Annotated in this window: 21 protein-coding genes; 7 read left to right on the forward strand and 14 right to left on the reverse strand. The window is 61.0% G+C overall.

Annotation, left to right across the window (positions count from 1 at the left end; translation table 11 throughout):
- Positions 1–33: 33 nt before the first annotated feature.
- From ACWFSR_RS06895 to ACWFSR_RS06930, 8 genes are all read right to left on the reverse strand, one after another.
- Positions 34–1,455 carry an NAD(P)(+) transhydrogenase (Re/Si-specific) subunit beta gene (locus ACWFSR_RS06895; protein WP_197105554.1) on the reverse strand — a complete coding sequence of 474 codons (1,422 nt, stop codon included), beginning with the start codon at positions 1,453–1,455 and terminating at the stop codon, positions 34–36.
- A complete protein-coding gene (locus ACWFSR_RS06900; protein WP_231599702.1) occupies positions 1,452–1,778 on the reverse strand; it encodes an NAD(P) transhydrogenase subunit alpha in 327 nt (108 codons plus the stop codon). Before ACWFSR_RS06900 ends, ACWFSR_RS06895 begins: the two co-directional genes overlap by 4 nt.
- Positions 1,778–2,974 carry an NAD(P)(+) transhydrogenase (Re/Si-specific) subunit alpha gene (locus ACWFSR_RS06905; protein ID WP_447523406.1) on the reverse strand — a complete coding sequence of 399 codons (1,197 nt, stop codon included), beginning with the start codon at positions 2,972–2,974 and terminating at the stop codon, positions 1,778–1,780. The genes ACWFSR_RS06900 and ACWFSR_RS06905 overlap by 1 nt, the downstream gene beginning before the upstream one ends.
- Before the next feature lie 107 nt (positions 2,975–3,081).
- Complete coding sequence (locus ACWFSR_RS06910; protein WP_197109988.1) at positions 3,082–3,822, reverse strand: GAF and ANTAR domain-containing protein; 741 nt, start codon at positions 3,820–3,822, stop codon at positions 3,082–3,084.
- Between the two features lie 29 nt (positions 3,823–3,851).
- Positions 3,852–4,469, reverse strand: coding sequence for a GAF and ANTAR domain-containing protein (locus ACWFSR_RS06915; protein ID WP_447523407.1), 618 nt, complete (start codon positions 4,467–4,469; stop codon positions 3,852–3,854).
- Positions 4,470–4,595: 126 nt separating this feature from the next.
- A complete protein-coding gene (locus ACWFSR_RS06920; protein ID WP_447523408.1) occupies positions 4,596–5,234 on the reverse strand; it encodes a DUF305 domain-containing protein in 639 nt (212 codons plus the stop codon).
- Positions 5,231–6,154: a YHYH protein gene (locus tag ACWFSR_RS06925; RefSeq protein WP_197105559.1), complete on the reverse strand. Its 924-nt coding sequence runs from the start codon at positions 6,152–6,154 to the stop codon at positions 5,231–5,233. Before ACWFSR_RS06925 ends, ACWFSR_RS06920 begins: the two co-directional genes overlap by 4 nt.
- 53 nt (positions 6,155–6,207) lie before the next feature.
- On the reverse strand, positions 6,208–6,609 hold the full coding sequence (locus ACWFSR_RS06930; protein WP_197105560.1) for a DUF805 domain-containing protein: 402 nt from the start codon (positions 6,607–6,609) through the stop codon (positions 6,208–6,210).
- A 225-nt stretch (positions 6,610–6,834) separates the two neighbouring features.
- On the opposite strand from ACWFSR_RS06930, the gene ACWFSR_RS06935 reads away from it, so the two are divergent.
- Complete coding sequence (locus ACWFSR_RS06935) at positions 6,835–7,239, forward strand: VOC family protein (RefSeq protein ID WP_197105561.1); 405 nt, start codon at positions 6,835–6,837, stop codon at positions 7,237–7,239.
- A 33-nt stretch (positions 7,240–7,272) separates the two neighbouring features.
- Here the strand turns inward: ACWFSR_RS06935 and ACWFSR_RS06940 are convergent, their stop codons facing one another.
- The gene (locus tag ACWFSR_RS06940; RefSeq protein ID WP_447523409.1) at positions 7,273–9,663 is read right to left on the reverse strand and encodes an ATP-binding cassette domain-containing protein; all 2,391 of its coding nucleotides are present in this window, start codon (positions 9,661–9,663) and stop codon (positions 7,273–7,275) included.
- Positions 9,664–9,824: 161 nt separating this feature from the next.
- Between ACWFSR_RS06940 and ACWFSR_RS06945 the strand changes: the two genes are divergently transcribed.
- The 3 genes from ACWFSR_RS06945 to ACWFSR_RS06955 all read left to right on the forward strand — a co-directional run bounded on the left by ACWFSR_RS06945 (position 9,825) and on the right by ACWFSR_RS06955 (position 12,869).
- Positions 9,825–10,136: a hypothetical protein gene (locus ACWFSR_RS06945; protein WP_197105563.1), complete on the forward strand. Its 312-nt coding sequence runs from the start codon at positions 9,825–9,827 to the stop codon at positions 10,134–10,136.
- Between the two features lie 76 nt (positions 10,137–10,212).
- A complete protein-coding gene (locus ACWFSR_RS06950) occupies positions 10,213–11,121 on the forward strand; it encodes an ATP-binding cassette domain-containing protein (RefSeq protein ID WP_197105564.1) in 909 nt (302 codons plus the stop codon).
- Entirely contained in the window at positions 11,118–12,869 is a 1,752-nt protein-coding gene (locus ACWFSR_RS06955; RefSeq protein WP_197105565.1) for an ABC transporter permease subunit, read from the forward strand. Before ACWFSR_RS06950 ends, ACWFSR_RS06955 begins: the two co-directional genes overlap by 4 nt.
- A gap of 3 nt (positions 12,870–12,872) precedes the next feature.
- Here ACWFSR_RS06955 and ACWFSR_RS06960 read toward each other — a convergent pair whose 3' ends face one another.
- The 4 genes from ACWFSR_RS06960 to ACWFSR_RS06975 all read right to left on the reverse strand — a co-directional run bounded on the left by ACWFSR_RS06960 (position 12,873) and on the right by ACWFSR_RS06975 (position 15,570).
- Positions 12,873–13,532 carry a DUF305 domain-containing protein gene (locus ACWFSR_RS06960; RefSeq protein ID WP_197105566.1) on the reverse strand — a complete coding sequence of 220 codons (660 nt, stop codon included), beginning with the start codon at positions 13,530–13,532 and terminating at the stop codon, positions 12,873–12,875.
- Complete coding sequence (locus tag ACWFSR_RS06965) at positions 13,529–14,161, reverse strand: DUF3105 domain-containing protein (protein ID WP_307784072.1); 633 nt, start codon at positions 14,159–14,161, stop codon at positions 13,529–13,531. The genes ACWFSR_RS06960 and ACWFSR_RS06965 overlap by 4 nt, the downstream gene beginning before the upstream one ends.
- 213 nt (positions 14,162–14,374) lie before the next feature.
- Positions 14,375–14,674 (reverse strand): transcriptional regulator, encoded by a 300-nt coding sequence (locus ACWFSR_RS06970; RefSeq protein ID WP_447523410.1) that lies wholly within the window; start codon positions 14,672–14,674, stop codon positions 14,375–14,377.
- Positions 14,671–15,570, reverse strand: coding sequence for a hypothetical protein (locus ACWFSR_RS06975; protein ID WP_197105569.1), 900 nt, complete (start codon positions 15,568–15,570; stop codon positions 14,671–14,673). The genes ACWFSR_RS06970 and ACWFSR_RS06975 overlap by 4 nt, the downstream gene beginning before the upstream one ends.
- Positions 15,571–15,691: 121 nt before the next feature.
- Here ACWFSR_RS06975 and ACWFSR_RS06980 point away from each other — a divergent pair, with 121 nt between their 5' ends.
- Complete coding sequence (locus tag ACWFSR_RS06980; RefSeq protein WP_197105570.1) at positions 15,692–16,675, forward strand: hypothetical protein; 984 nt, start codon at positions 15,692–15,694, stop codon at positions 16,673–16,675.
- On the forward strand, positions 16,672–17,070 hold the full coding sequence (locus tag ACWFSR_RS06985; protein ID WP_447523411.1) for a GntR family transcriptional regulator: 399 nt from the start codon (positions 16,672–16,674) through the stop codon (positions 17,068–17,070). Before ACWFSR_RS06980 ends, ACWFSR_RS06985 begins: the two co-directional genes overlap by 4 nt.
- Here the strand turns inward: ACWFSR_RS06985 and ACWFSR_RS06990 are convergent.
- Positions 17,028–18,017: a YHYH protein gene (locus ACWFSR_RS06990; protein WP_197105571.1), complete on the reverse strand. Its 990-nt coding sequence runs from the start codon at positions 18,015–18,017 to the stop codon at positions 17,028–17,030. The genes ACWFSR_RS06985 and ACWFSR_RS06990 overlap by 43 nt on opposite strands.
- Positions 18,018–18,240: 223 nt before the next feature.
- Between ACWFSR_RS06990 and ACWFSR_RS06995 the strand changes: the two genes are divergently transcribed.
- The gene (locus tag ACWFSR_RS06995) at positions 18,241–21,330 is read left to right on the forward strand and encodes a lamin tail domain-containing protein (RefSeq protein WP_447523412.1); all 3,090 of its coding nucleotides are present in this window, start codon (positions 18,241–18,243) and stop codon (positions 21,328–21,330) included.
- The last annotated feature ends 10 nt before the right edge of the window (positions 21,331–21,340 follow it).

Consider the following 21,340-nt stretch of genomic DNA (forward strand, 5'->3'; position numbering starts at 1 on the left):
GGTGATAGCGAAGCCGGGTGGCTTCTGCTCGGTTTAGGCCGAGACGTATTCTTTGACAGCGACGGTGATGTCCTTGAGCGCCTTCTTGGCATCAGCAAAGAGCATCCCCGTCTTGGGATCGGTGAACAGTGGATTCGTGATGCCCGCATAGCCAGGCCGCATCGACCGCTTGATGACGACAACGGCTTTGGCATGATCAGCGTCGAGAATGGGCATTCCGGAGACGGCATTGCCCGGCTTTCGAGCATCCGGGTTGCAGACGTCATTGGCGCCGATTACGAGAGCAACATCGCAGTTATCGAATGCTGCATTTGCCTCGTCGAGCTGGAGCATTTGTTCGTAGGGCACGTTGGCTTCGGCCAGCAGCACATTCATGTGGCCTGGCATACGGCCGGCAACCGGGTGAATCGCGTATTTGACGTCGATGTTGTGGGCCATGAGCAGAGCGGCGAGCTCCGCGACTTCATGTTGGGCTTGGGCGGCGGCGAGTCCGTAGCCGGGCACGATCAGCACGTGTTGCGCATAGGCAAGCTGAATGGCGACATCATCGGAGGTGAGGCTTCGCACATTGGTGAGATCCGCATCCGCTGGTCCTGCCGTCGCCGTAGCCTCGCCAGTGCCGAAGCCGCCGACGATGATCGAGAGCACGGAGCGATTCATCGCTTGCGCCATCTGCAGCGTCAGAATGGTGCCCGCTGCGCCGACCAGAGCACCCGCGATGATGAGCGCCTGATTGTCGATCGCAAAGCCAGCCATGGCTACGGCGAGGCCGGTCAGGGCGTTGAGGAGCGAAACGACGACGGGAGCATCGGCGCCACCGATCGCCAGCACCATAAGAATGCCGAGGACGAGTGCGGTCACGAGCACCACTAGGAGCAACAGTGTGTTGTGGGGAAGCATCACTGCCGCAACACTCGCACCGAGCGCGATCGCCGCGACGAGCGCGTTGAGCAGGCGGGAGCCGGGGAACGTCACGGGATTGCCGGGGATGATGCCCTGGAGCTTTCCAGCCGCGATCAGCGAGCCGGAGAAGGTAATGGAGCCAATGAGGACATCGAGCACGACGGGGATAGAGACCGTCAATTCGAGGGGATCGGCACTCGTCGCGAGAATGAACGCGGCAAAGGCGATTGCGGCAGCCGCGCTGCCTCCGACGGCGTTGAACACGCTCACGAGCTGAGGGACATCGGTCATTTTTACGGTGCGAGCACGGTACACCCCGAACACTGCACCGACGAGCACGCCCGCAGTGAGGGCAACCCACGCAATCCATTCGCCGCCATCGACAACGAGGGCAAGCATGATCGTCGCTAGGACGGCAATAATCATGCCGACAGCAGAGATGCGGTTACCGTTTCGGGCGGTCGCGGGTGCCCGCATCATGTGAAGGCCGACGACGAAGAGCGACGCCGACAGTAAGTAGAGAATTCCGACGAGAAACTCGAAGCCGGTCATGATGCGTCCTCCGTGGTGCTGCTGGTTTCAGCGGTCTTGGGCGGCGTCGGCCTCGTGAACATTTTCAGAATCCGGTCAGTGACGACATAGCCTCCGAAGACGTTCGCGGCCGCGAAGGCACCCGCAATGAAGGTCAGGATGTAGCCGGTAGGGGAATCAGCGAGCGATGCCGTGACAACGGCACCAGCGATCACGACCCCGTGGATGGCATTTGATCCCGACATCATCGGGGTGTGCAGGGTCGAGGGAATCTTGCCGATCACTTCAACGCCCACGAGAAGCGCGAGAACGAAGATGGCGAGATTGCTGTACAGGGTTTCCATCAGTTGGCCTGAGCTTTCAGAGGTTCGGTGGAGCCGAGCGGCTCAAGATTGAGGGCTGTACGCACGGTGGCACTCGTGACCTCTCCTGCATGGGAAACGACGATGGCGCTGTGGACTTCGTCGCTGGGATCGATCGCGATTGCGCCTTCAGGGGCGAGCGCTTCGAGAACAGCAGCGACGTTTCGGCCGTACATCAGAGACGACGAGGCAGGAAGGTCGGCGGCAAGGTTGCCGGCGCCGACGACTACGACGCCATTTACGGTCGTTGAGGATTCACCATCGCTCGAGCCGAATACGTTGCCGCCCTTGTCGCTGGCGCCAAGGTCGACGCACACCGTGCCGGGCTTCAGCGCGGCGAGAGTGTCTTGCGAGACCAGCAGCGGGGGAGTGCGACCCGGCACCTTTGCGGTCGTAATGATGATGTCAAAGCTCACGAGGGCATCCGCAAGTTCTTTCTGCTGGACGGCTTGCTCAGCCGCAGTCATCGGTCGGGCATAGCCGCCCTCTCCGGCGCCAGCAGCTACCGAGGACGTGAGAAATTTAGCTCCGAGCGACTCGACCTCGGTGCGGGATGCTTCCCGCACGTCGTAGCCCGTAACGACAGCACCAAGTCGCTTCACCGTGGCGATTGCTTGGAGTCCGGCGACGCCGGTGCCAATGACGATTGCCTTCGCCGGAGTTGCAGTACCGGATGCCGTGATCATCATCGGGAGGTAGCGTCCGAATTTTTCGGCGGCCACGATAGCCGCGCGGTAGCCCGCAGCGCTTGACTGCGAACTCAGAGCATCCATCGATTGGGCACGGCTGAGCGTTCGGGGGAGAAGCTCTAGCGCTACGAGAGTGATTCCCTGGCCAGCAAGTGCTGACACTCGGCTGAGATTGTTCAGCGGGTCGAGAAGGCCGATAACGGTCCGCCCCGCGGCGAGACCGTCAGTAACATCCGACGAGGGAAGCGAGAGAGAAGCGAGTACATCGCACGTAGCGATTATCTGAGACGAGGTAGTGAGGGTGGCTCCGGCGGCGACGTAGTTTTCATCGGTAAAGCTCGCCCCGGATCCGCACCCCGCTTCGACGAGCACTGTGAAGCCCGCGTGAACGAGGTGTTTGGTCGCGGTTGGATCAAGAGCGACCCGATGCTCGCGCGAGTTTTGTTCGGAGAGAACCCCGATGGTGAGGCTTGTACCTGAGCTGGACATTGCCATCCTTGGTCGAAACGGAACAAATTCCGTTGCCAAGGTCTGGAGCAACTACTTAAAGCGTACACCCGGGCTTATGACCGGATTCTGAAGAAATGCTGAGAGCACTATCTCTTGGTTGCGGCTTCGACAATCTGCTGCACCGTAATCTCGCGCCGACTGACCATTTCGGAGGTTGTCCGAATCGTTCGGTTGCAGTCGCGGGAATACTTGCGCAGGAGTGCGAAGGCATCGTCCATGCTGAGGGACAAGCCGTTTGCGATGACACCCTTCGCCTGTTCGATGGCAATTCTGCTGTTGAGAGCGTTGTGCAGCTGTTCCTCTACGAGGTGAGCGTGCTGGAGTGCGCGTTCGTGGGTTATGCCGATCGTCGCGACGTCCGCGAGCGCTTGAGCTACCGCAGCGTCTCGAGAGCTGACGGCTTCTGTCGTTGCGCGAAAGAGATTCATGGTGCCGATAACCGCGCCTTGGACCTTCATAGGGATCGACAACAGCGAGTTGAAGCCTTGGGCAACGGCAGCGGCACGAAATTCGGTCGACGCCTCGGACGCTGAAATATTGTCGATCGCCACCGCATTTCCGGTGCGGAAACAATCGAGGCATGGTCCTTCGGCTGCCTCAAGTTGCATGCTCTCGAGCATGACGGCTGCTTCGTTCGTGGATGTCATGAGTTGGAGTTCACCAGCGTCGTTAACCAGAACGAGCCCGCCAGCATCCATCCGAACGATCTCTGCGCAACGCTCGACAAACGTGTGAAGCACGTCGACCAGGTCATGGTCGACAGTGAGCGTTTCCGCAACAGTGACGAATGCGGCACTGATCTGGGCCTCGCGGGTTGTTCCATCCATCTGAAGCTTCTTTCCTGCGGGGGAGGTGGTTATTCGGTGAGGGGATCGAACTCAAGCACGCGCGTAACTATGTCACGTGCTACATCGTCGATGGGGCGCCCAGTCGAGAATGCGTGGGCCTGTAGTCGGGCAAACGCATCCGGTGCCGAGAGCGCCAGCTGCGAAATGATGATGCCTGTCGCCTGGTGGACTTCGCGTCGCAGCGCCGGTGATTGATCAGACTCGGGCGAGCTGTGTTGTTGCGCGGCCGTGAGTGCTCGTTCGACGGCAGTGAGCGCCACATCACGGGTCAGCGCTTGGGCCCTCGAGATGAACTCGGCGTCAGCGGGTCGAGGTGTCGTGGTGATCAAATCGACCACTCCGACTACCGCGGTGCCCAGCATCATCGGGAAACTAAAAATAGCGCCAACGCCGAGCTCCCGTGCGGCACCCAGAAACACGGGCCAGGCCGTGTCGGGGACGTGAGCGAGGTCGGAACAGAGAACAGGGGATCGGGTAGTGAGTGCTTGCAGGCCTGGACCCTCGCCGAGTTCGAACTGGAGAGCATCCAGTCGGCCAGCGAGGCGGCCGCTCACACACACCGTCGATTGGTTACCGTGTTCGCCGATGACCGAGATAGCGGCGCCCGAAACGTTGAGCGCAGTCACGAAAGGTGAACACAGGCAGTCATCAGCGGACGCTTGTGTTCCGGCTATTTTTGGATTCGAAAGCATGATGGCCTTGGCTGAGGGGGTATCTCAATCGAGGCTATCACTCTGAATAAGAGCGCCCCGTTAGAGGTAGGTGGTCGAGAGCAGCTGGTCGATGATCCCAATTTCATACGTTTGGATGACATCCATCCGCTCGGCTGTTGCCCGCACTGTGCTCACCGCGGCGTGCTCGTTCGCATAGGCGGCCATGTGGACACCGCCGACGTGGTGCGCGCGCATGAGGTTCAAGAAGAGTCGCCCCTGATCCATCCCGGTTGTGGTCGAGAGGGAGCTCATCTGTTCGTCAGTGGCGAGACCCGTCATCTCGGCTGCGGGCATCTCCATTCCCATCCAAGCCATCACCGTCTCAGGCGGCGCGGTGCTCTCGCCCCACACCGTGAGCCACGTGTGCATGACGCCCCGTTCGAACGATTGATTCTGAAGGATGTCGGCGGCGAGCGACTGCACAGAGTCGCCGTTGTCGCGACCGAGCACGCGTTGGCACATGGCGAGGGCTTGTTCGTGGTGTAGAGCCATGTCCGTGAAGAAACCGATATCGGTGTCGTTAGGCGTTTCTTCAGCTGCGCTGGTGTCGTCGTCGTCAGCGGCGGCGGTTGTGCAGGCGGCGAGCGCTGTGCCGGTGAGGGCGAGTAACCCGAACGCGAGAAAGTTACGGCGGGCCGGATTTACGGCGTTTGTCGCGCGTTCAGTCGCGGGGATCATGCAGGGCCGCCACCGGGAGCTGCGGCGTTGTTACCGCTCAAAGCGTCATCTGCCACATCGCCGTAGTAGCAGCCGAGGAAGTAAGGGAACGTGGTGGTGGAGTAATACCGGTATTGGCCGTCGCTATCGACGCGTCCGTTGCACTCATCGAGGTCACCGGAGCCTTCAACGTAGCTGTGGGCCGCCCAAGTGTCAGTGGCGAATTGAGATTCGTCGGTGAGTTGCCAACTGCTCGTGAGCTGAACAACCTCGCTGCAGTCGTCATCTGAGCACACGACTCCGGACATGATGGGGTAGCCGTCGGCAGCCCATCCCACGACGAGTGATTCACCGGTTTCAACTTCGTCAGCGTCGTAGAGGCAGTCGACCCCATCGGCGTAACCAAACCAGTGGATGTGGAAGTCGGTCGGGCCGCTGTGGCTGCCGCAGACCGAAAGCGCGCCTTCTAGGGATTGCACATCTCCACCGGTGCCTTCGGTCGGCCCGTAGATGGGAACTCCATTGACGGCAACTCCGAGAGCACCGAGGTACGGCACGGAGCCGGGTTCGTCAGCTTCCGTAGGGGTGACAGGGATCGTCATAGTGAGTTCGGACACCTTGGGCGAGCCCGGTGTCGTCGCGATGTAGAGATAGTCGGGGATGCTGTTGCTGCTGATGGTGAGGGTGTCGCCATCGCAGACTGCCGTGAGTTCGGGATCCGCGAGGTCAGCGTTCGCGCTTTCGACGTCACGGAGTGTCGCAGCCATGGCGTCGCAATCACCCGTGGATGCCGCAAAGGTGGCTGTCGAGGCTGTAGCCGTCTCGGTCGATTCTGGGGTTGCTTCGGCGGTTTCGGTGGGTTCTACTGAAGCAGTAGTGCAGGCGGCAAGCGCTAGCAGCAGAACACTTGCAGTGGCCACGGTTGTGACAAGTCGATTCATGGTTTCTCCTGATCGTGAGGAGAGCCATGTTGGCCCAGAAGTCTATGGATTCCTTATGAAGTCTCTGCGACCTGCGGGGGAACTTGCCCGGCAACGCTCTGCTGCGTAACGCTCGGCTGAGTCAGGAAAACGATCAGAACGATCGCACCGGCGATCGGAACCAGTATCCAGAAAATGTTCGTCCAATTGCGGCCGGTGTCGCGCAAACGGCGAACGGTGACGGCGAGTTGAGGAACGAGGAGAGCGAGCGACCAGGCGGCGCTCAGACCCACTGAAAGCCCGAAGTTTGCTCCCATGTGACCAAAATCGTTGCCACTGCTCGGGTCAAGCGAAGCAGCGATTCCCGACGTGATGAAGGAGAAGAGCGCGAACCACCAGTACTCGGGGCGGCTTGCGACCCCGGTGAAGTCCGCGTACTTGCGGAATACGGTGGCGATGGACTCAAAAAATGTCACGATCTCTCCCCAGTTAGGTGGCGTGCACTAAGCGTACGGCTTCGGCGTCGACAGCGTCTCGGGCGGCATCGAATCTGAACGCTGCCTGAGGAAACGGTGAAGAGACTCGCTGCTCGGGCATCGTGAGCGTACCTTGAATAGCGAGCGAACTGCTGGTGCCACTGCTCACCGCCAGAGTGAGCGCGCCAATCGGCGAAGCTCACAATCGTTCAGTGAGGAGCTATCGTGCGTCTCTCATCCGCCGTCGCATTTGTTTCAGATCTTGATCGATCGGTCGCGTTCTATTGCGATCTTCTCGGGCTCACATGCTCAATTCTTGATGAGTCGGCAGCGCTGTTGGTTGGCCCTGAGAACTATGAGCTCTACCTTCGCGGTAAGCATGCGCAGCCGAGTCGCGTACTCGGCTCAGTGGGTATCCAGTACCTCATTTGGAGTGCCGACACCCTGGAAGAATTGCAACAGTGTGAAGATGCGATGCGTCGAGAGTCGAGCCACGTCCGTCGTGAACAGCTCGATGGGATTGAGGTGCTCGAGGGCCGAGACCCTGACCATTTGCCGATCTTCGTGGTGTTTCCTGGACCCGATGAGTCGGCGCGCCACGCGATCATTCCGCGAATCTATAGCTGGTAGACCGCAACAGGAGTGTGTAATGCGCGGTTTGCCTTACCCGCCATCGCCCACATACGCCGCGAGGTGTTCGCCCGTGAGCGAAGACTTGGCGGCGATGAGATCTGCCGGAGTGCCTTCGAAAACGATCGAGCCGCCATCGTTTCCGGCACCAGGACCGAGATCGATGATCCAGTCTGCATGGGCCATGACCGCCTGATGGTGCTCGACGACAATCACGGACTTTCCCGAATCGACGAGGCGGTCGAGCAGGCCTAGGAGCCGCTCAACATCGGCCAAGTGCAGGCCAGTGGTCGGTTCATCCAGAACATAAATGTCACCCTTGTCAGCCATTTGGGTGGCGAGCTTGAGACGTTGACGTTCTCCGCCCGAGAGCGTGGGCAGTGGTTGCCCGAGGCGCAGGTAGCCCAGCCCGACATCAACTAGCCGGTCGAGGATGGCGTGGGCCGCGGGAGTGCGTGCCTCGCCTTCGCCGAAGAACGCTTCGGCCTCGGCGACGGACATCCCGAGCACTTCACTGATGTCACGCCCGCCGAGCGTGTACTCCAGCACGGAGGCCATGAAGCGCTTTCCTTCGCAGACCTCGCACGGGGTCGAGACGGTGGCCATGACGCCGAGGTCGGTGTAGATCACGCCGGCGCCGTTGCAATTGGGGCAGGCGCCTTCGGAGTTGGCGCTAAACAGGGCGGGCTTGACGCCATTGGCCTTGGCGAATGCTTTGCGAATGGGCTCGAGCATCCCGGTGTACGTGGCGGGGTTGCTGCGGCGTGATCCCTTGATGGCGGCCTGATCGACGGACACAACGCCGTCGCGGGGCACCACCGATCCGTGAATCAATGAGCTCTTGCCCGAACCGGCAACGCCCGTCACGACGACGAGGGTGCCCAGCGGGATGTCGACATCCACGTTCTTAAGATTGTGGGAGTCGGCGCCGCGAATCTCCAGGATGCCGGTGGGGGAGCGCACTTCGTTTTTGACCGAGACTCGGTCGTCAATGTGGTGGCCGGTGACGGTGTCGCTTTGGCGCAGCTCGTCGAAACTGCCTTCGAAGCAAATCTGGCCGCCCTCGGTGCCGGCCCCAGGGCCAAGGTCGATAATGTGATCGGCAATCGAGATCGTTTCTGGCTTGTGCTCAACCACGAGCACGGTGTTTCCCTTGTCGCGCAGGCGAAACAGGAGCTCGTTCATCCGCTGAATATCGTGCGGGTGGAGACCGACGGTTGGCTCATCAAAAACGTAGGTGATGTCGGTGAGCGACGAGCTGAGGTGGCGAATCATCTTGGTGCGTTGCGCTTCGCCGCCAGAAAGGGTTCCGGCGGGACGGTCGAGGGAGAGATAGCCGAGGCCGATCTCCACAAACGAGTCGAGCGTCTGCTGCAGCGCTTCGAGCAGCGGGGCTACAGATGGTTCGTTCAGCCCGCGCACCCACTCGGCGAGGTCACTGATCTGCATGGCGCAGGCATCCGCAATATTGATTCCGGCAATTGTGGATGCTCGGGCACCCTCGTTGAGTCGAGTGCCGCCGCAATCGGTGCAGGCCGTGAACGTGACCGCGCGATCGACAAAAGCCCGGATGTGGGGCTGCATCGCTTCGCGGTCTTTCGACAGCATCGACTTTTGAATCTTGGGGATCAACCCCTCGTAGGTCATGTTGATCGACTGCATCTTGACTTTGACCGGCTCTTTGTAGAGAAAGTCGTGCAACTCAGTCTTGGTGTACTTCTTGATGGGCTTGTCGGGATCGAGGAAGCCTGACTCGGTAAAGATGCGCACCATCCAGCCATCGGCGGTGTAGTTGGGGATCGTCAACGCGCCCTCGGCGAGCGACTTACTGTCGTCGTAGAGCTGCGTGAGGTCGATGTCGTTGACCGTGCCCCGACCTTCGCACGTCGGGCACATGCCGCCGGTAATGCTGAACTCGCGGCGCTCCTTCGTCGTGACGCCAGCCTTCTCAAAGGTGACAGCGCCTGCGCCGGAGATAGAGGCCACGTTGAACGAGAATGCTTGCGGCGAGCCAACGTGGGGCTGGCCGAGGCGGCTAAAGACGATGCGCAGCATGGCATTTGCATCAGTCGCGGTGCCAACTGTGGAGCGGGCGTTCGAGCCCATGCGCTCTTGGTCGACGATGATCGCCGTCGTGAGGCCCTCAAGCAGGTCGACGTCGGGGCGAGCGAGCGAGGGCATGAAGCCTTGCAAGAATGCGCTGTAGGTCTCGTTGATCATGCGCTGCGACTCGGCAGCGATTGTGCCGAACACGAGTGAACTTTTGCCTGAGCCCGATACGCCAGTGAAGACCGTGAGCCTGCGCTTCGGGATGTCAATGCTCACGTCCGTGAGATTGTTCTCGCGAGCGCCCCGCACCCGAATGATGTCGTGGCTATCGGCCGCGTGAGAACTGGGGGAGTCGGGGGTGCTCGTGCTGGCCATCGTGGGTGCCTCCCTAGCGGTGCGGATGTCGCGGCTCTGCGGGTTCGCGGATGCTTGTGACCATTATTGCGACAGTCCCTAAAAGTTTGTGAAAGTCGGGGTAGACAACTCGTTCTAAAGGTGTGAGTATTCTTCCAATAACGGAAATGAGAGGAATTATTATGAAATCTTCACAACTACGTTCCAAGGGACTCATCGCTGCGGTCGGCCTCGCTCTTCTGAGTCCACTTCTTATCGCCGCGCCCGCAAACGCGGCGGCCAGCTGTTGGAATGCTGGTTCGCTCAACAACGTTGCCACAGCGTCGTGCAGCGGCGTTGGCTCGGCGCGAGTAAACGTTACCTGCAATGCGGTGTGGCCATTCCCGTCGTGGACTGATACTGGGGCGTGGGTGCGCATCAATGGGGGTGCCAACATCGTCAATACCCACGCAAGTTGCGCCGCGAGTCTGTATGTTCGGGCTGAGACGCGTTAGATGAAGTGTGCGCGCGCCATTCGCACAGCACGTCTAAACGGGGCGTGTTGGCCCAACATCGGCAACCGGAGGTAACTTGATCGAGTTTCGTCACCTTTCGAAGCGGTTTGGCGGCAAGCTCGCGCTCGATGATCTGAGCTTTTTGGCCGCGCCCGGACGTGTCACAGGGTTTCTCGGCCCAAACGGTTCAGGCAAAACCACGACGATGCGAATCCTGCTCGGGCTCGAAGCCGCGAGTTCAGGGGCAGCTCTTATCGGTGGTCGGCGATACCGGGAGATCAAGAACCCGCTGTTCCATGTGGGGGCTCTGCTGGATGCTCGCAACGCGCATCCAGGGCGCTCAGGTTTCGACCATTTGCGCGCTCTTGCACTCACCCACGGGATATCCAACGACCGCATTGAATTTGTGCTCGAGGAGGTCGGGCTCAGCGCTGTGGCCTCTCGTCGCGTTGGCGGCTATTCGCTGGGGATGCGCCAGCGGCTAGGCATCGCGGCCTCGATGCTGGGCGATCCCGAGGTGTTCGTGTTCGATGAGCCGGTGAACGGCTTGGATCCCGATGGCGTGATGTGGTTTCGGGAACTGGTGCGCGATTTTGCCGCGGAAGGACGCACCGTGCTGCTCTCCTCGCATCTCATTAGCGAGGTGGCGCTCACTGCTGACAACGTCGTGATTGTCGGGCGCGGGAAGGTCCTTGCGGACTCTACGCTGTCGGATATTGCGCGGCTGCAGGGCGCTGAACGCGTAATCGTACGCAGCCCGCGCGCGCGCGAACTGATCGAGCCGCTCGCCGCATCCGGGGCGCGGGCAGTCGAGGAGCGCGATGCGCTGGCAGTTGAAGGTTCGACTGCCGCAGACGTCGGACTGCTAGCGGCGCGGTTGAACATCCCGCTCATTGAGCTTCGCACTCAGGTGGAATCCCTGGAAGAAACGTATCGTCAACTCACCGATTCGAGTGTCGAATTTCGACAGGGATCGGAGGAGTGAGTCCCGACCTCGCACGCGCACTCGAGGCTAAGGAGCTCGCGCAAATCTGGGGCGTTCTCCGTTCGGAATCGCTCAAGCTCTGGTCTCTTCGTCCACCACGGCTGATCACAGTACTGATGTTTATACTGCCGGTTGCGCTGGCGACGGTTCGCGTGTTCTTCGTGCCGCTGGTTGTCGGCACCGATCTGGACACCGATGGCACCTCAGTGCTCTTCGAATCGATATCGGTGAGTGCGCTTCCGCTGGCGGTGTTATCCGCGACGCTCGGTCTCATCTCCATAACTTCGGAGTACACAGACGACTCCTTGGCGGGGTCGTTGGTTGCCGTCCCCTCGCGTGTAAAGCTCCTCTTGGCGAAGACCCTTCCGACCATTGGCCTCTCCGCACTTTCCGTAGCGGCAGGGACGTCTATTGCCGGCTGGATTGCATCCATAACGCTGACGTCGCGTGGTTACACAGTGCCCAGCCTCGATCGCTCGGCTGATCTTTTGCTCAGCGTCGTCGCGGGCGCTGGGTGTTTCGCGGTCCTGGGTCTTGCATTTGGTGCGCTTGCGCGATCAGCGGTGACCGCCTCAATCGTCTTCGTTGGGATCGTCTTGTTGATGCCAAGCACGCTCTTCTATCTCGGAGGAACCTGGGCTCCTCGGTTCGTGGAGATGCTCCCTGCCAGCGCACTCCAAGCGCTCACGACGCGAGCTCCGGCAGAGCCATTCGTGCTGGAAGGGACTAGCGCATCAGCGCTGGAGCCGTCCATAGGATTCGCTGTGCTCGCCTCCGGATCAGCGCTCCTCCTCGCTGCCGCAGCTGTGATATTTGCCCGACGGTCAGTTCATCTGGAAGTCGCGCGCAACGGTCGCCAGTCACAAGCCTCGCGGCCGGCGATGCGAGTGGAGAGCCCTGCTCGCGGATTGAGCTTTACGGGAGTAGTTCGATCCGAGGCGCTGAAGGCACTTACCTTGCCCTCCTCGCGGTGGTTGTTGGCGTTGAGTGCGGGCGCAATTGTGTTTATGGCGTGGCGCTGGGCTGTCGCGAGAAATCCAGCTGACATTCTCGAGGCGCCAATTACCGCCTGGGATTTAGCTTCGTTGACCTTTTACGATCAGATGACAGTGATAAGCGGTGGGCTGGCCCTCAGCCAGTTCCTCATCGCAGCGTTCGGCGCTCTTGTCGCGACCTCGGACTTTGCCACCGGAAACATCCGGCCGGCGCTAGCGGCGGTACCCCGGCGCGGATGGTTGCTGGCGGCGAAAACCGGGATTGCGGTCACCTCAGCGATGGCTGTAGGGGCAATCGCGTTACTGCTGGCTGCGATAGTGGCGACGCCCATCCAGCAGGACCAAGGTTTCCCCGCCACTTTGTCAGCGAGCATCGTATGGATCTCTATCGCCAAAGGGACGATTGCGCTCGGGCTAGTCGCGGCACTCGGATGCGGTGTCGGCATGATCGCGCGTTCGGCCTCCGGTGCACTTTTCGCCTTGGCGACGATCTTCGTCGTCGTGTCGACGCTGACGAGCCAAATGGAACGCATAACCGTCGACACCCCGCTTGTCTGGCTGACTAACATTGGCCGAGTATTCCCGTCGGGGCGCGACGCAGCGGAAACGCTGGGCCCGAATACCTTCCAGCCGTGGTTTCAGTATGGAAATATTTTGCAGCTTCCACCCGGCGCGAGCATGGTGGCGCTGTTTCTGTGGGCGGCCGGAAGCCTAGCGATCGCGTGGGTGCTGTTTCGTCGCCGTGGAGTCTGAGTTCTATCCTTCAAGACCTGCGAGCAACTCGTTCATGTAGTTGATCTCACTCATTTGCACGGCAACCATTCCCTCGGCCAACGACGTCACGACATCGTTGGTGGAGCGCTCGAGCAGGCCCTCCGCCATGTCAACACCGCCCGCGTGATGGGCAATCATGAGCTCAAGAAACATCGCGTCCGCATCCGTGGTGCTCGCTCTGAGCGCTTCCATCTGGTCGTACGTCGCGAGGCCAGGCATTGCCATCGCGGTCGTGGAGTCGGAATCCGAGGCGCCGTGCGAGTCGTGCTCGCCGTCATCCATCATCCACGTCATCGCAGGTTCGCTCGAGGCTTGCGGCAAATTCCACATGATGAGCCACGCGAACATTTGTCCCGCTTGCTGGCCCTGCGCCGTCGCAATGTCATAGGCCAAGGTGCGTATGGCTTGATTCTCGCTCTTTTCCAGAATGATCATCGCCATGTCGACAGCCTGCAGGTGGTGCGTCTGCATGTCGCGCGCGAAACCGGCTTCGGCGCTCGTCGTCAAGGGATCCGAGGATTCAGCGGGCAACAACTTTTGCCCAGCGAGAACGCCGACTCCAACCAGCAGCAGCGCTGCGATCGCCATGGCGCTTAAGCGGAGCCAGCGGTGACGTGGTGAACCGCCATCGCCGTCGGTCATGCGATGCGTCCGCCGCCGTCGATTCCGCCGGAGCACGAAGCCCCAATTTCAGGTGCTTCGCCGCCCTGCCAGAACTTGTCAACGAAGTCCTGCATACGGGGATCATCTGCCCCGTCAAGTTCAACCTGGTTTCCCCACGCAGAAATCACGACGGGTGCCTGAAGGCCCTCGAAGGGCGAGAGCACTGAATAGGTCGACGGAACTGCATCCTGCAACGTTTCCAGTTCGTCACCCGAGATTTGCTCCGGGTCGTACGTCACCCACACGGCACCATGCTCAAGAGCGTGCACGGCGTTTTCGTTCGGCACTGGCTCGGTGTACACGCCGCAATTCAGCCACACGGATGCGTGCTCACCGCCCACCGGCGGGCTTTGCTCGTAATCGACGGTGCCCTCAACATGACCGGCGACCAGATTCGGATAATTCTGCACACCGTCGATCTCGATGGCTTCGGGGCTAGTTCGCGGAGTTCCGTTCGCCACCACCATTACGATGACCAATGCTAGGACGCCTACCGCGGCGACGCTGCTGATGACGATACCGATGACACGGTGACGCTTCTCGGCGGCTTGTTTCTTTTTTAGCGCGGCGACTTTTGTGGCCCGGCGCGCATCGCGCTGCTGCTTCACAGTGAGGTCTTTGCCGGATGATGCGTTTGGGGAGGATTGCGAGTCGCGGGGTGGCATTCAGGTGGTCCTGTCGTCGAGTGCGTGGGCAGGGAACAGATGTGCAGTCCGAGCCTATTCGGTCGAATTTGTGAAAGCCCTCCTAGGGAGCGCTCTCGCGAATAACGGCAGCCGAGTCCCTAGTTCTTGGCGAAGATGCGGCTAACTTCTGCGCGGCTAGCCCTGCTCTGTGATCGCTCGCAATGCCAGCAGGTGCTGCTGATGCGCGCGATACCTGGATGCCGTCGAGGTGACCCACGTGCGCGGACGATTGCCGACCGTTCCCTTGATGACTTTCGCGTAGCCGGCATCCGCAAGATAGCTGATCGCCTTGCTGAGAGCCGAGTCCTCAACTTCGAGGAGTTGTTTTAGCGCCGTGAAGTCAATCTCGTTTCTCGGGCCGAGTGCGGCCATGAGCGACAGTCTCACCGGGGTCAGAAATGCGTCGTCCAGCTGGTGACGAGGATGCTGTTTCATGAACGTGCGTCTCGGTGCGCAGGCAGCGCGGAAGCCGCGAGCATGACGAGAAAGACCGCGATTCCGGCAGCTATCGTTGCCGCGAGGGATGGCGACTGTGCCAGCGGAGCGAGTATCGCAAATGCAAAGAGCGTGCTCGTGGTGATGCCGAAGGCAGTCCACTGTATCCAGCCCCATTCGAAACCGACGCGGGGCAAGACCCATGCAGATTCGTTCAGCACGTACGTGAACGCGATGCCCGCGAGCGCCGCGATCATCAGCAGTGCTGAGACGATCGGAATAGTGCCGAATGAGATGAGCAAGCCCGCTACCGCTCCCATGATCCCGGTGTTCCAGCGCACGGGTGTGCTGAGCGGTTCGGGGCTGCGGCCCGCCGGGGTGCGTGAACGTGGCACCCGGATCAGTTGAGCTATGGCGGGAGCGGCCAGAGGAACGAAGACGGTGAGAGCGACGAGTGCGATGAGCCACGGGGAGTAGGGCACGTCGAACACCGACAGACCCGACAGAAAGGTCATCGCGATGATCGCGAGGGCCAAGGGAATCCATACTGCTCGCGGTAGTGCTCTTCGGATGCCGAACCGTTCACGGGTGCCCGTGGTCATCGTGGTGAAGGCCAGTATTGGTACGAGGAGTAGCGATGTCTGCGAGAACTTGTCGGGGTTGCTGTCGCCGGCTGTGCCGATGCTCACGGAAAATGCGAAAAGAAACACGCCGATATAGCTCGCTGCCATCAGAGCGCTCCAGAGGCTGAACCAAGCGAAGCCTCGGGACGGCCCTCGCTGGTTCAACGAATCGCGCACTTCTTGTTGCTGTTGGAGCTGGCGAGAGGCTTCAACCCGCGTGGACTGTGGGGCGGAATCTGGGGCGGTGGGGGAGTCCGCGGAATCACTTTCCATCTGGAAAGTGTAACGTATGTGAGTTTTTCGCAAGTATTCCGGCAGATCTTGCGTTGAAGTGTTGACAATCGATCACTTCAATCTTGTATCATGCGAGTGACACAAGTTGAAGGAGCCGTCAATGTCGTACCTACTGCTCGTCTTACAGTCTCCACTCATCCTGGCGACAATCGCAATCGTCATCCTCCTTTTCGCGAGGCGAGGGCGAACCGCCGAAACTGTCCTGCCGGGACGCAGTGCGTTCATGCGTTCAGTCTCAGTCACAGGGTCAGTGGCGGTATTGATTGTGCATCTCGCGGTCCAGTTCTTTCCGCTACTCGACTTGGCGCAGCGTTACCTGTTGCCGAACTTGAACGTCGATTTCAGCCCCGAGCCGTGGGCGTATGCGTGGTGGCGCTATCCGCTGCCGTTGATCGTCGCGGTCGTGGTGCTGGCCGTAGTCATGGTGCGGGTTGCACGAAAGTCCGTGACGGTCGAGACGCCGGTGTTGTCATTGAAGCCGCGTGGGTGGACTAGTTTCGCCAGTCGTAAAGAGCTCGCAAGCGCGGCAAGCGCTCTCGGCGCGCTCGTGAGTGTCTCGCTATTTGCAGGAGTGCACTCGATCACCGACAGATTCGGGCTGCATACTTTGGTCAGCGGGCCGCGACCTATCGGCGTCACCGATGCTGCCTGGGATGAGTACGGAGCCAGCACATTTTACGGCTGGGCTTACTCGGTCCCGGTGATGATTCTCGCTGTGGCGCTCGCTGCTCAGGTGTGGTGGGTCTTGCGCACCATTTCTGTTCGCCCATTCGCCAGCCCCGAATCCGTCACTGCGGAGACTCGCGAGCGTACGCGCACCGCCTCTATCGTGCTTCGACTATTTATCGCGACGGTCTTACTTCCGTTGGGCGGCGCCCTCCTTCTTATCGGTCAAACTGCGATGTATCCCAGCGTGATCTCGGTGGATTCCGTCGATTACTTTGTACCGTTGGGCTATGCATCTTTCGCCGGGCCGATCGCTGTCGCTGGCGCAGTGCTGCAGGGGGCCGCACTGCTCATGCTTGTGACAGGGATTCAGGGCAAGCGGTCGCGTGTGTCTTCTCCGGAGTTGGTGCGCTCGTGACCGACGCCAACGAAATCTACGAGCAATTTCGAGGGATGATCGTCTCGGGTCAGGTAGGCAGCGGCGAGCGGCTCCCCACGGTGCGACAGGTCGCGAGCGACCTTGGTGTGGCAAACGGAACTGCTGCGAAGGCGTACAAGATGCTTGAAGCTGACGGGCTCGTCTACTCGCGCACGGGTGCTGGCACCCGCGTTTCAGAAGGCGCATCCGTGTTGCCGGGGGCGATCGTGTCACGCATTCGTGAACTGGTCTTCGAGGCGAAGGGGCATGAGGTTCGCGAAGAGGATGTGGTCACCGCCATCCGCAGCGCTTGGAGTTCCCGAGGAACTTCGGCAGCGTACGCGGCCGATGCTCAGTGCTCGTGTGACGGCACGGGTGCAGGGTCGCCGACGTAGCATCCGACCGTAAACGGAAACTCAATCGTGGCGCTGTAGTGGTACATCTCTTGCTCAACGCCGTCGAAGAGCACGGTACTGGTGCGGCCGTGGCATTCGTCGAGGTCAGCGTTGGTGGGGAGATTGCCGTTCGAGTCGCGCTCGATGTAGATGCCGAAACCGTCAAGGGCGTAGCCGACGAGGGTCGATCCGGTCTCAGGGGCGGCATCCAAGAGACACGACGGTACGTCGTGGTAGTGGTAGTAATCGCCGCCATCCGGATGCCCGTCACACAGGTCTTGGGTTTCGTGGGCGACCGCATCCCCGCCCGAGGCATCCACCGCGTTATAGAGGTAGACGCCATTTTTGAGCACTCCAACGGCCCCCATCGCAACACAGCTTGGCTCGGCGGCAACGGTGGGAGCGACGCTAAGAGTGAGCTCAACAAGCTTCTCGTCAATCTCGTTGGGGTTGCGGTCGAATTCTTTTGCCGGGTCGGTATCGGCGATGGGGAACGTGCCGGTCATTTGCTCGGTCGGCACATTGGCAGTCAGGATGGTGCGAGTGTCGTGGCCGACCTGTTCCTCGTAATAGGCCTGTGGCCACGAGACGGCGCCCTCGACGGTGTCCTTTGTCGTGGCATCCCACGTGCCAGCGTCGTAGTCGATCCACGGTCCGCCGTTCACGGGTCCGCGCCCGCTGAAGTCGGTCTTGCAGGAGTACAGATAGTCGACAGCGGGGGAGGTGGAGGTGCGGTCGTCTCCGAGCGGAATGGCAGTGGCGTCGATGACGCCAGACCAGGCATCCGGGATGTCGATCGCAGACGCTGCAGCGCTCGGCTCGATACTCGGCGTCGCGGTAGCGGTCGCCGTGTCGTCGGCAGCGCCTGACGCACACGCGGAGAGGATGAGAATTCCCCCCAGCGACAAAGCGAGTGCTGTGCGTGAGGTTATCGAGCGAGTGATCATGGCAAATGCCCCTAGAAGAATCTGGCCGCGCGGGTGGTGATCGCGAGCGCCGCTGATACTAGCGGATAGTTCTATGACGGCTTCATGGGAAACCAGTCGGCGTCGCTGATTGCGAACTTTCCGGTCGATTCGCGTTCACCGGTGGTTCACATCGTTGCCCAAGACTGCGCACGCCTGCTCTCCCGACCGGGCATCCTCACCGCAGCCTCGAAGGGCATTCCCCATGCGCAGACGGCCCCTTGCCGCCCTCCTCATTTCTTTATCGTTGGCGGTGCCGCTCGTAGTGACTTCCGCGACCGTTTCGACGGTGTCGGCGGATGCCGCCGAGTTGTCGTCGGTGCGCATCAACGAAATTGAATCGAACGGCGACGACTTCGACTGGGTTGAGCTCGTGAACACGGGAACCGACACAGTGGATGTCTCGGGCTGGATCATCAAGGACGACAACGACGAGCGCGCCCTAGCGTTCCCCGCCGGCTCCAGCATCGCGGCCGGCGAGTACCTCGTCATCAACGTCAACGACGACGCCAATCCGGAGGGCTTCGGACTCGGTAAGGCAGACACCGCGCGCCTCTTTGCCGCCGACGGCATTACGGCTATCGACGCGTTTGCGTGGGATGGCCACGCCACTGCCACCTATGGGCGTTGCGCTGACGGCACGGGGGAGTTCCGCGACACTGTGGCATCCACCAAGGGCGCAGCGAACGCCTGCGAGATCACGGCCGCAGCCGCGGTACGCATCAACGAGGTGGAGTCGAGCGGCGATACGAGCGACTGGATCGAACTCACCAACATCAGCGCCTTTGCGGTGGATGTGTCGGGCCTCGTTCTCAAGGACGACGACGACAGCCGCACCGACTCGATCCCTAGCGGGACGACGATCGAGCCGGGCGCCTTCTTCGCGTTTGAGCCATCGTTCGGCTTGGGCGGTGCGGATGCCGCGCGCGTCTTTGACACCGACGGCACGACGCTGATCGATAGCTACCGCTGGACAACGCACGCGAGCACTACTTACGGCCGCTGCCCAGACGGCATCGGCGAGTTTGCGACGACGAACACCACGACAAAGGGTGCCGCCAACGACTGCGTTGCCACCGAGCTCCCGAGCGTTCGCATCAACGAAATCGAGTCGAATGGTGATGCTACCGATTGGATCGAACTCTTCAATAGCGGCAGCACCCCTGTTGACCTCTCTAACTGGGTCATCCAAGACAATGACGATAGCCACGTCGCGCGGATCCCTGCCGGGACATCACTTGCGGCCGGGGCTTTCTACGTCTTTGACCAGCCGGCGTTGAGCTTCGGCCTCGGCACGGCCGACTCGGTCCGCGTTTTCGCTGCCGACGGCTTCACCGCAATCGATTCACGCAGTTGGAGCGGCCATTCGCCCACAACCCTCGGGGTGTGCGGCACCGGGTTTGGCGACACGACAAGCTCCACCAAGGGTTCAGTCAACGACTGCAGCGCGCCGATCCGCATCAACGAAATCGAGTCCAGCGGCGATTCGAGCGACTGGGTCGAACTGAAGAACAACGGTTCAGATTCAATGGATGTCTCGGGCTTCATCCTCAAGGACAGCGACGACAGTCACGCCTTCACGCTCGCTGCCGGCACGACGATTGCTGCGGGCGACTATCTCGTCGTCGAGCCCGACTTTGGGCTCGGCGGGGGAGACTCGGCGAGGCTCTTCGATGCTGACGGCGTGACCCTGATCGACAGTTACGTCTGGACGGCGCATGCCGCCACAACCTACGCGCGCTGCCCCGACGGCACCGGCGATTTCGCGACGTCGAAGGCCGTCACACAGGGCGCGCCCAACAGTTGCGTTGGCGAACTCGAAACGTCGACATGGCCTGGGGCGTCGACGATTTCGACGGCGAACGCGAAGGACGCGTTCAGCGACAACATGAGCGGGCTTGCTTTTGAAGCCGCAGTGTCAGGTGACGTGCTCTGGGCGGCAAAGAACGGCCCCGGTGCGCTGTACAAGCTTGTCTTTGATGGCACCAACTGGGCGCCAGTGGTAACGAACTCGTGGAACGAGGGCAAGCTGCTGCACTACGCCGACGGTACCGGAGACGTGGATGCCGAAGGCGTCGCGCTGACCTCGGCTGGCGCCTCCGGGGGAGTTTTCATCGCGAGCGAACGTGACAACGCGAACAGCGGGGTGAGCCGCCCGACAATTCTTCGCTATGGGGTGGCGGGCGCTGCATCCGAATTGACGGCCAGCCAGGAGTGGAACCTCACCGCTGACCTGCCCGCTGTGGCAGCGAATGCGGGGCTTGAGGGCATCGCGTGGGTTCCCGACAGTTACCTGGTCGCTGAAGGATTCAGGGATGAGACCACGAGCGCGCTCTACAATCCCAGCACCTACGCCGGCCACGGTGAGGGACTCTTCTTCGTGGGGCTCGAAGCCAATGGCACGATCTACGCTTACGCGCTCGACCAGAATTCGGGTGCATTCCAGCGGGTTGCAACGATCGAGAGTGGCTTCTCTAGCGTCATGGAACTCGAGTTCGACCCCGCTCTCGGGGCACTCTGGGCGATCTGTGACGACACTTGCAACGGTCGCAGCGCCATTCTCGAGATTGCTCAGGATGGCGCCACGGCTGGTTCCTTCGAAGTCGCCACCGTCTTCGAACGCCCCACAGGAATGCCGAACCTCAACAACGAGGGCTTCGCGATCGTGCCGCAGTCCGAGTGCGTCTCCGACTCCAAAGCGGTGTTTTGGTCGGATGACTCGAACACCGACGGCATCGCGCTGCGGGCCGGCACCATCGACTGCACGGTGACGACGGCCCCGACTGATCCCACTGATCCCACTGACCCCACTGACCCGACCGATCCGACTGATCCAGCGACGCCGACTACTCCTGTAGCTGTTCCTGAAGCCACCCTCACGGCGGCGAACCGGGGTTCGGTGTCTGCCCCCACGAGCGCGAGTCCGGGGGAGACCATCACGATCACTGTGGGCACAGCGCATGCCGGCAATGTCGTGAATACGTGGATTTACTCCACGCCGACTCTATTGGGATCGCCGACGGTCACCGCCGCCGGAACTGTCTCAGCAACTATTCCTTCGACGCTCACACCAGGCGTTCACCGCTTGGTAGTTACCGCAGCGGATGGCTCCTTGATCGGTTGGGCGAACATCACGATCACCGCACTTGAATCGGGTTCGCTCGCGTTCACCGGTTCTGGGTCAGTGTTGCCGATTCAACTGCCGTTGATGCTGCTCGTCGCTGGCCTCGCGCTGGTCATGATTCGTCGCCGCGAGGTCGGGGCACTCCTCAGCGGAGAATCACGCTTGCCCTAGGTGCCACTGC

The sequence above is a fragment of the Salinibacterium sp. NYA9b genome, from assembly GCF_976973725.1.

Coding starts and splice junctions, on each gene's coding strand:
- ACWFSR_RS06895 (WP_197105554.1), bottom strand. CDS start 1,455: ATGACCGGCTTCGAGTTTCTCGTCGGAATTCTCTACTTACTGTCGGCG.
- ACWFSR_RS06900 (WP_231599702.1), bottom strand. CDS start 1,778: ATGGAAACCCTGTACAGCAATCTCGCCATCTTCGTTCTCGCGCTTCTC.
- ACWFSR_RS06905 (WP_447523406.1), bottom strand. CDS start 2,974: ATGTCCAGCTCAGGTACAAGCCTCACCATCGGGGTTCTCTCCGAACAA.
- ACWFSR_RS06910 (WP_197109988.1), bottom strand. CDS start 3,822: ATGGATGGAACAACCCGCGAGGCCCAGATCAGTGCCGCATTCGTCACT.
- ACWFSR_RS06920 (WP_447523408.1), bottom strand. CDS start 5,234: ATGATCCCCGCGACTGAACGCGCGACAAACGCCGTAAATCCGGCCCGC.
- ACWFSR_RS06925 (WP_197105559.1), bottom strand. CDS start 6,154: ATGAATCGACTTGTCACAACCGTGGCCACTGCAAGTGTTCTGCTGCTA.
- ACWFSR_RS06940 (WP_447523409.1), bottom strand. CDS start 9,663: ATGGCCAGCACGAGCACCCCCGACTCCCCCAGTTCTCACGCGGCCGAT.
- ACWFSR_RS06945 (WP_197105563.1), top strand. CDS start 9,825: ATGAAATCTTCACAACTACGTTCCAAGGGACTCATCGCTGCGGTCGGC.
- ACWFSR_RS06960 (WP_197105566.1), bottom strand. CDS start 13,532: ATGACCGACGGCGATGGCGGTTCACCACGTCACCGCTGGCTCCGCTTA.
- ACWFSR_RS06970 (WP_447523410.1), bottom strand. CDS start 14,674: ATGAAACAGCATCCTCGTCACCAGCTGGACGACGCATTTCTGACCCCG.
- ACWFSR_RS06975 (WP_197105569.1), bottom strand. CDS start 15,570: ATGGAAAGTGATTCCGCGGACTCCCCCACCGCCCCAGATTCCGCCCCA.
- ACWFSR_RS06980 (WP_197105570.1), top strand. CDS start 15,692: ATGTCGTACCTACTGCTCGTCTTACAGTCTCCACTCATCCTGGCGACA.
- ACWFSR_RS06990 (WP_197105571.1), bottom strand. CDS start 18,017: ATGATCACTCGCTCGATAACCTCACGCACAGCACTCGCTTTGTCGCTG.
- ACWFSR_RS06995 (WP_447523412.1), top strand. CDS start 18,241: ATGCGCAGACGGCCCCTTGCCGCCCTCCTCATTTCTTTATCGTTGGCG.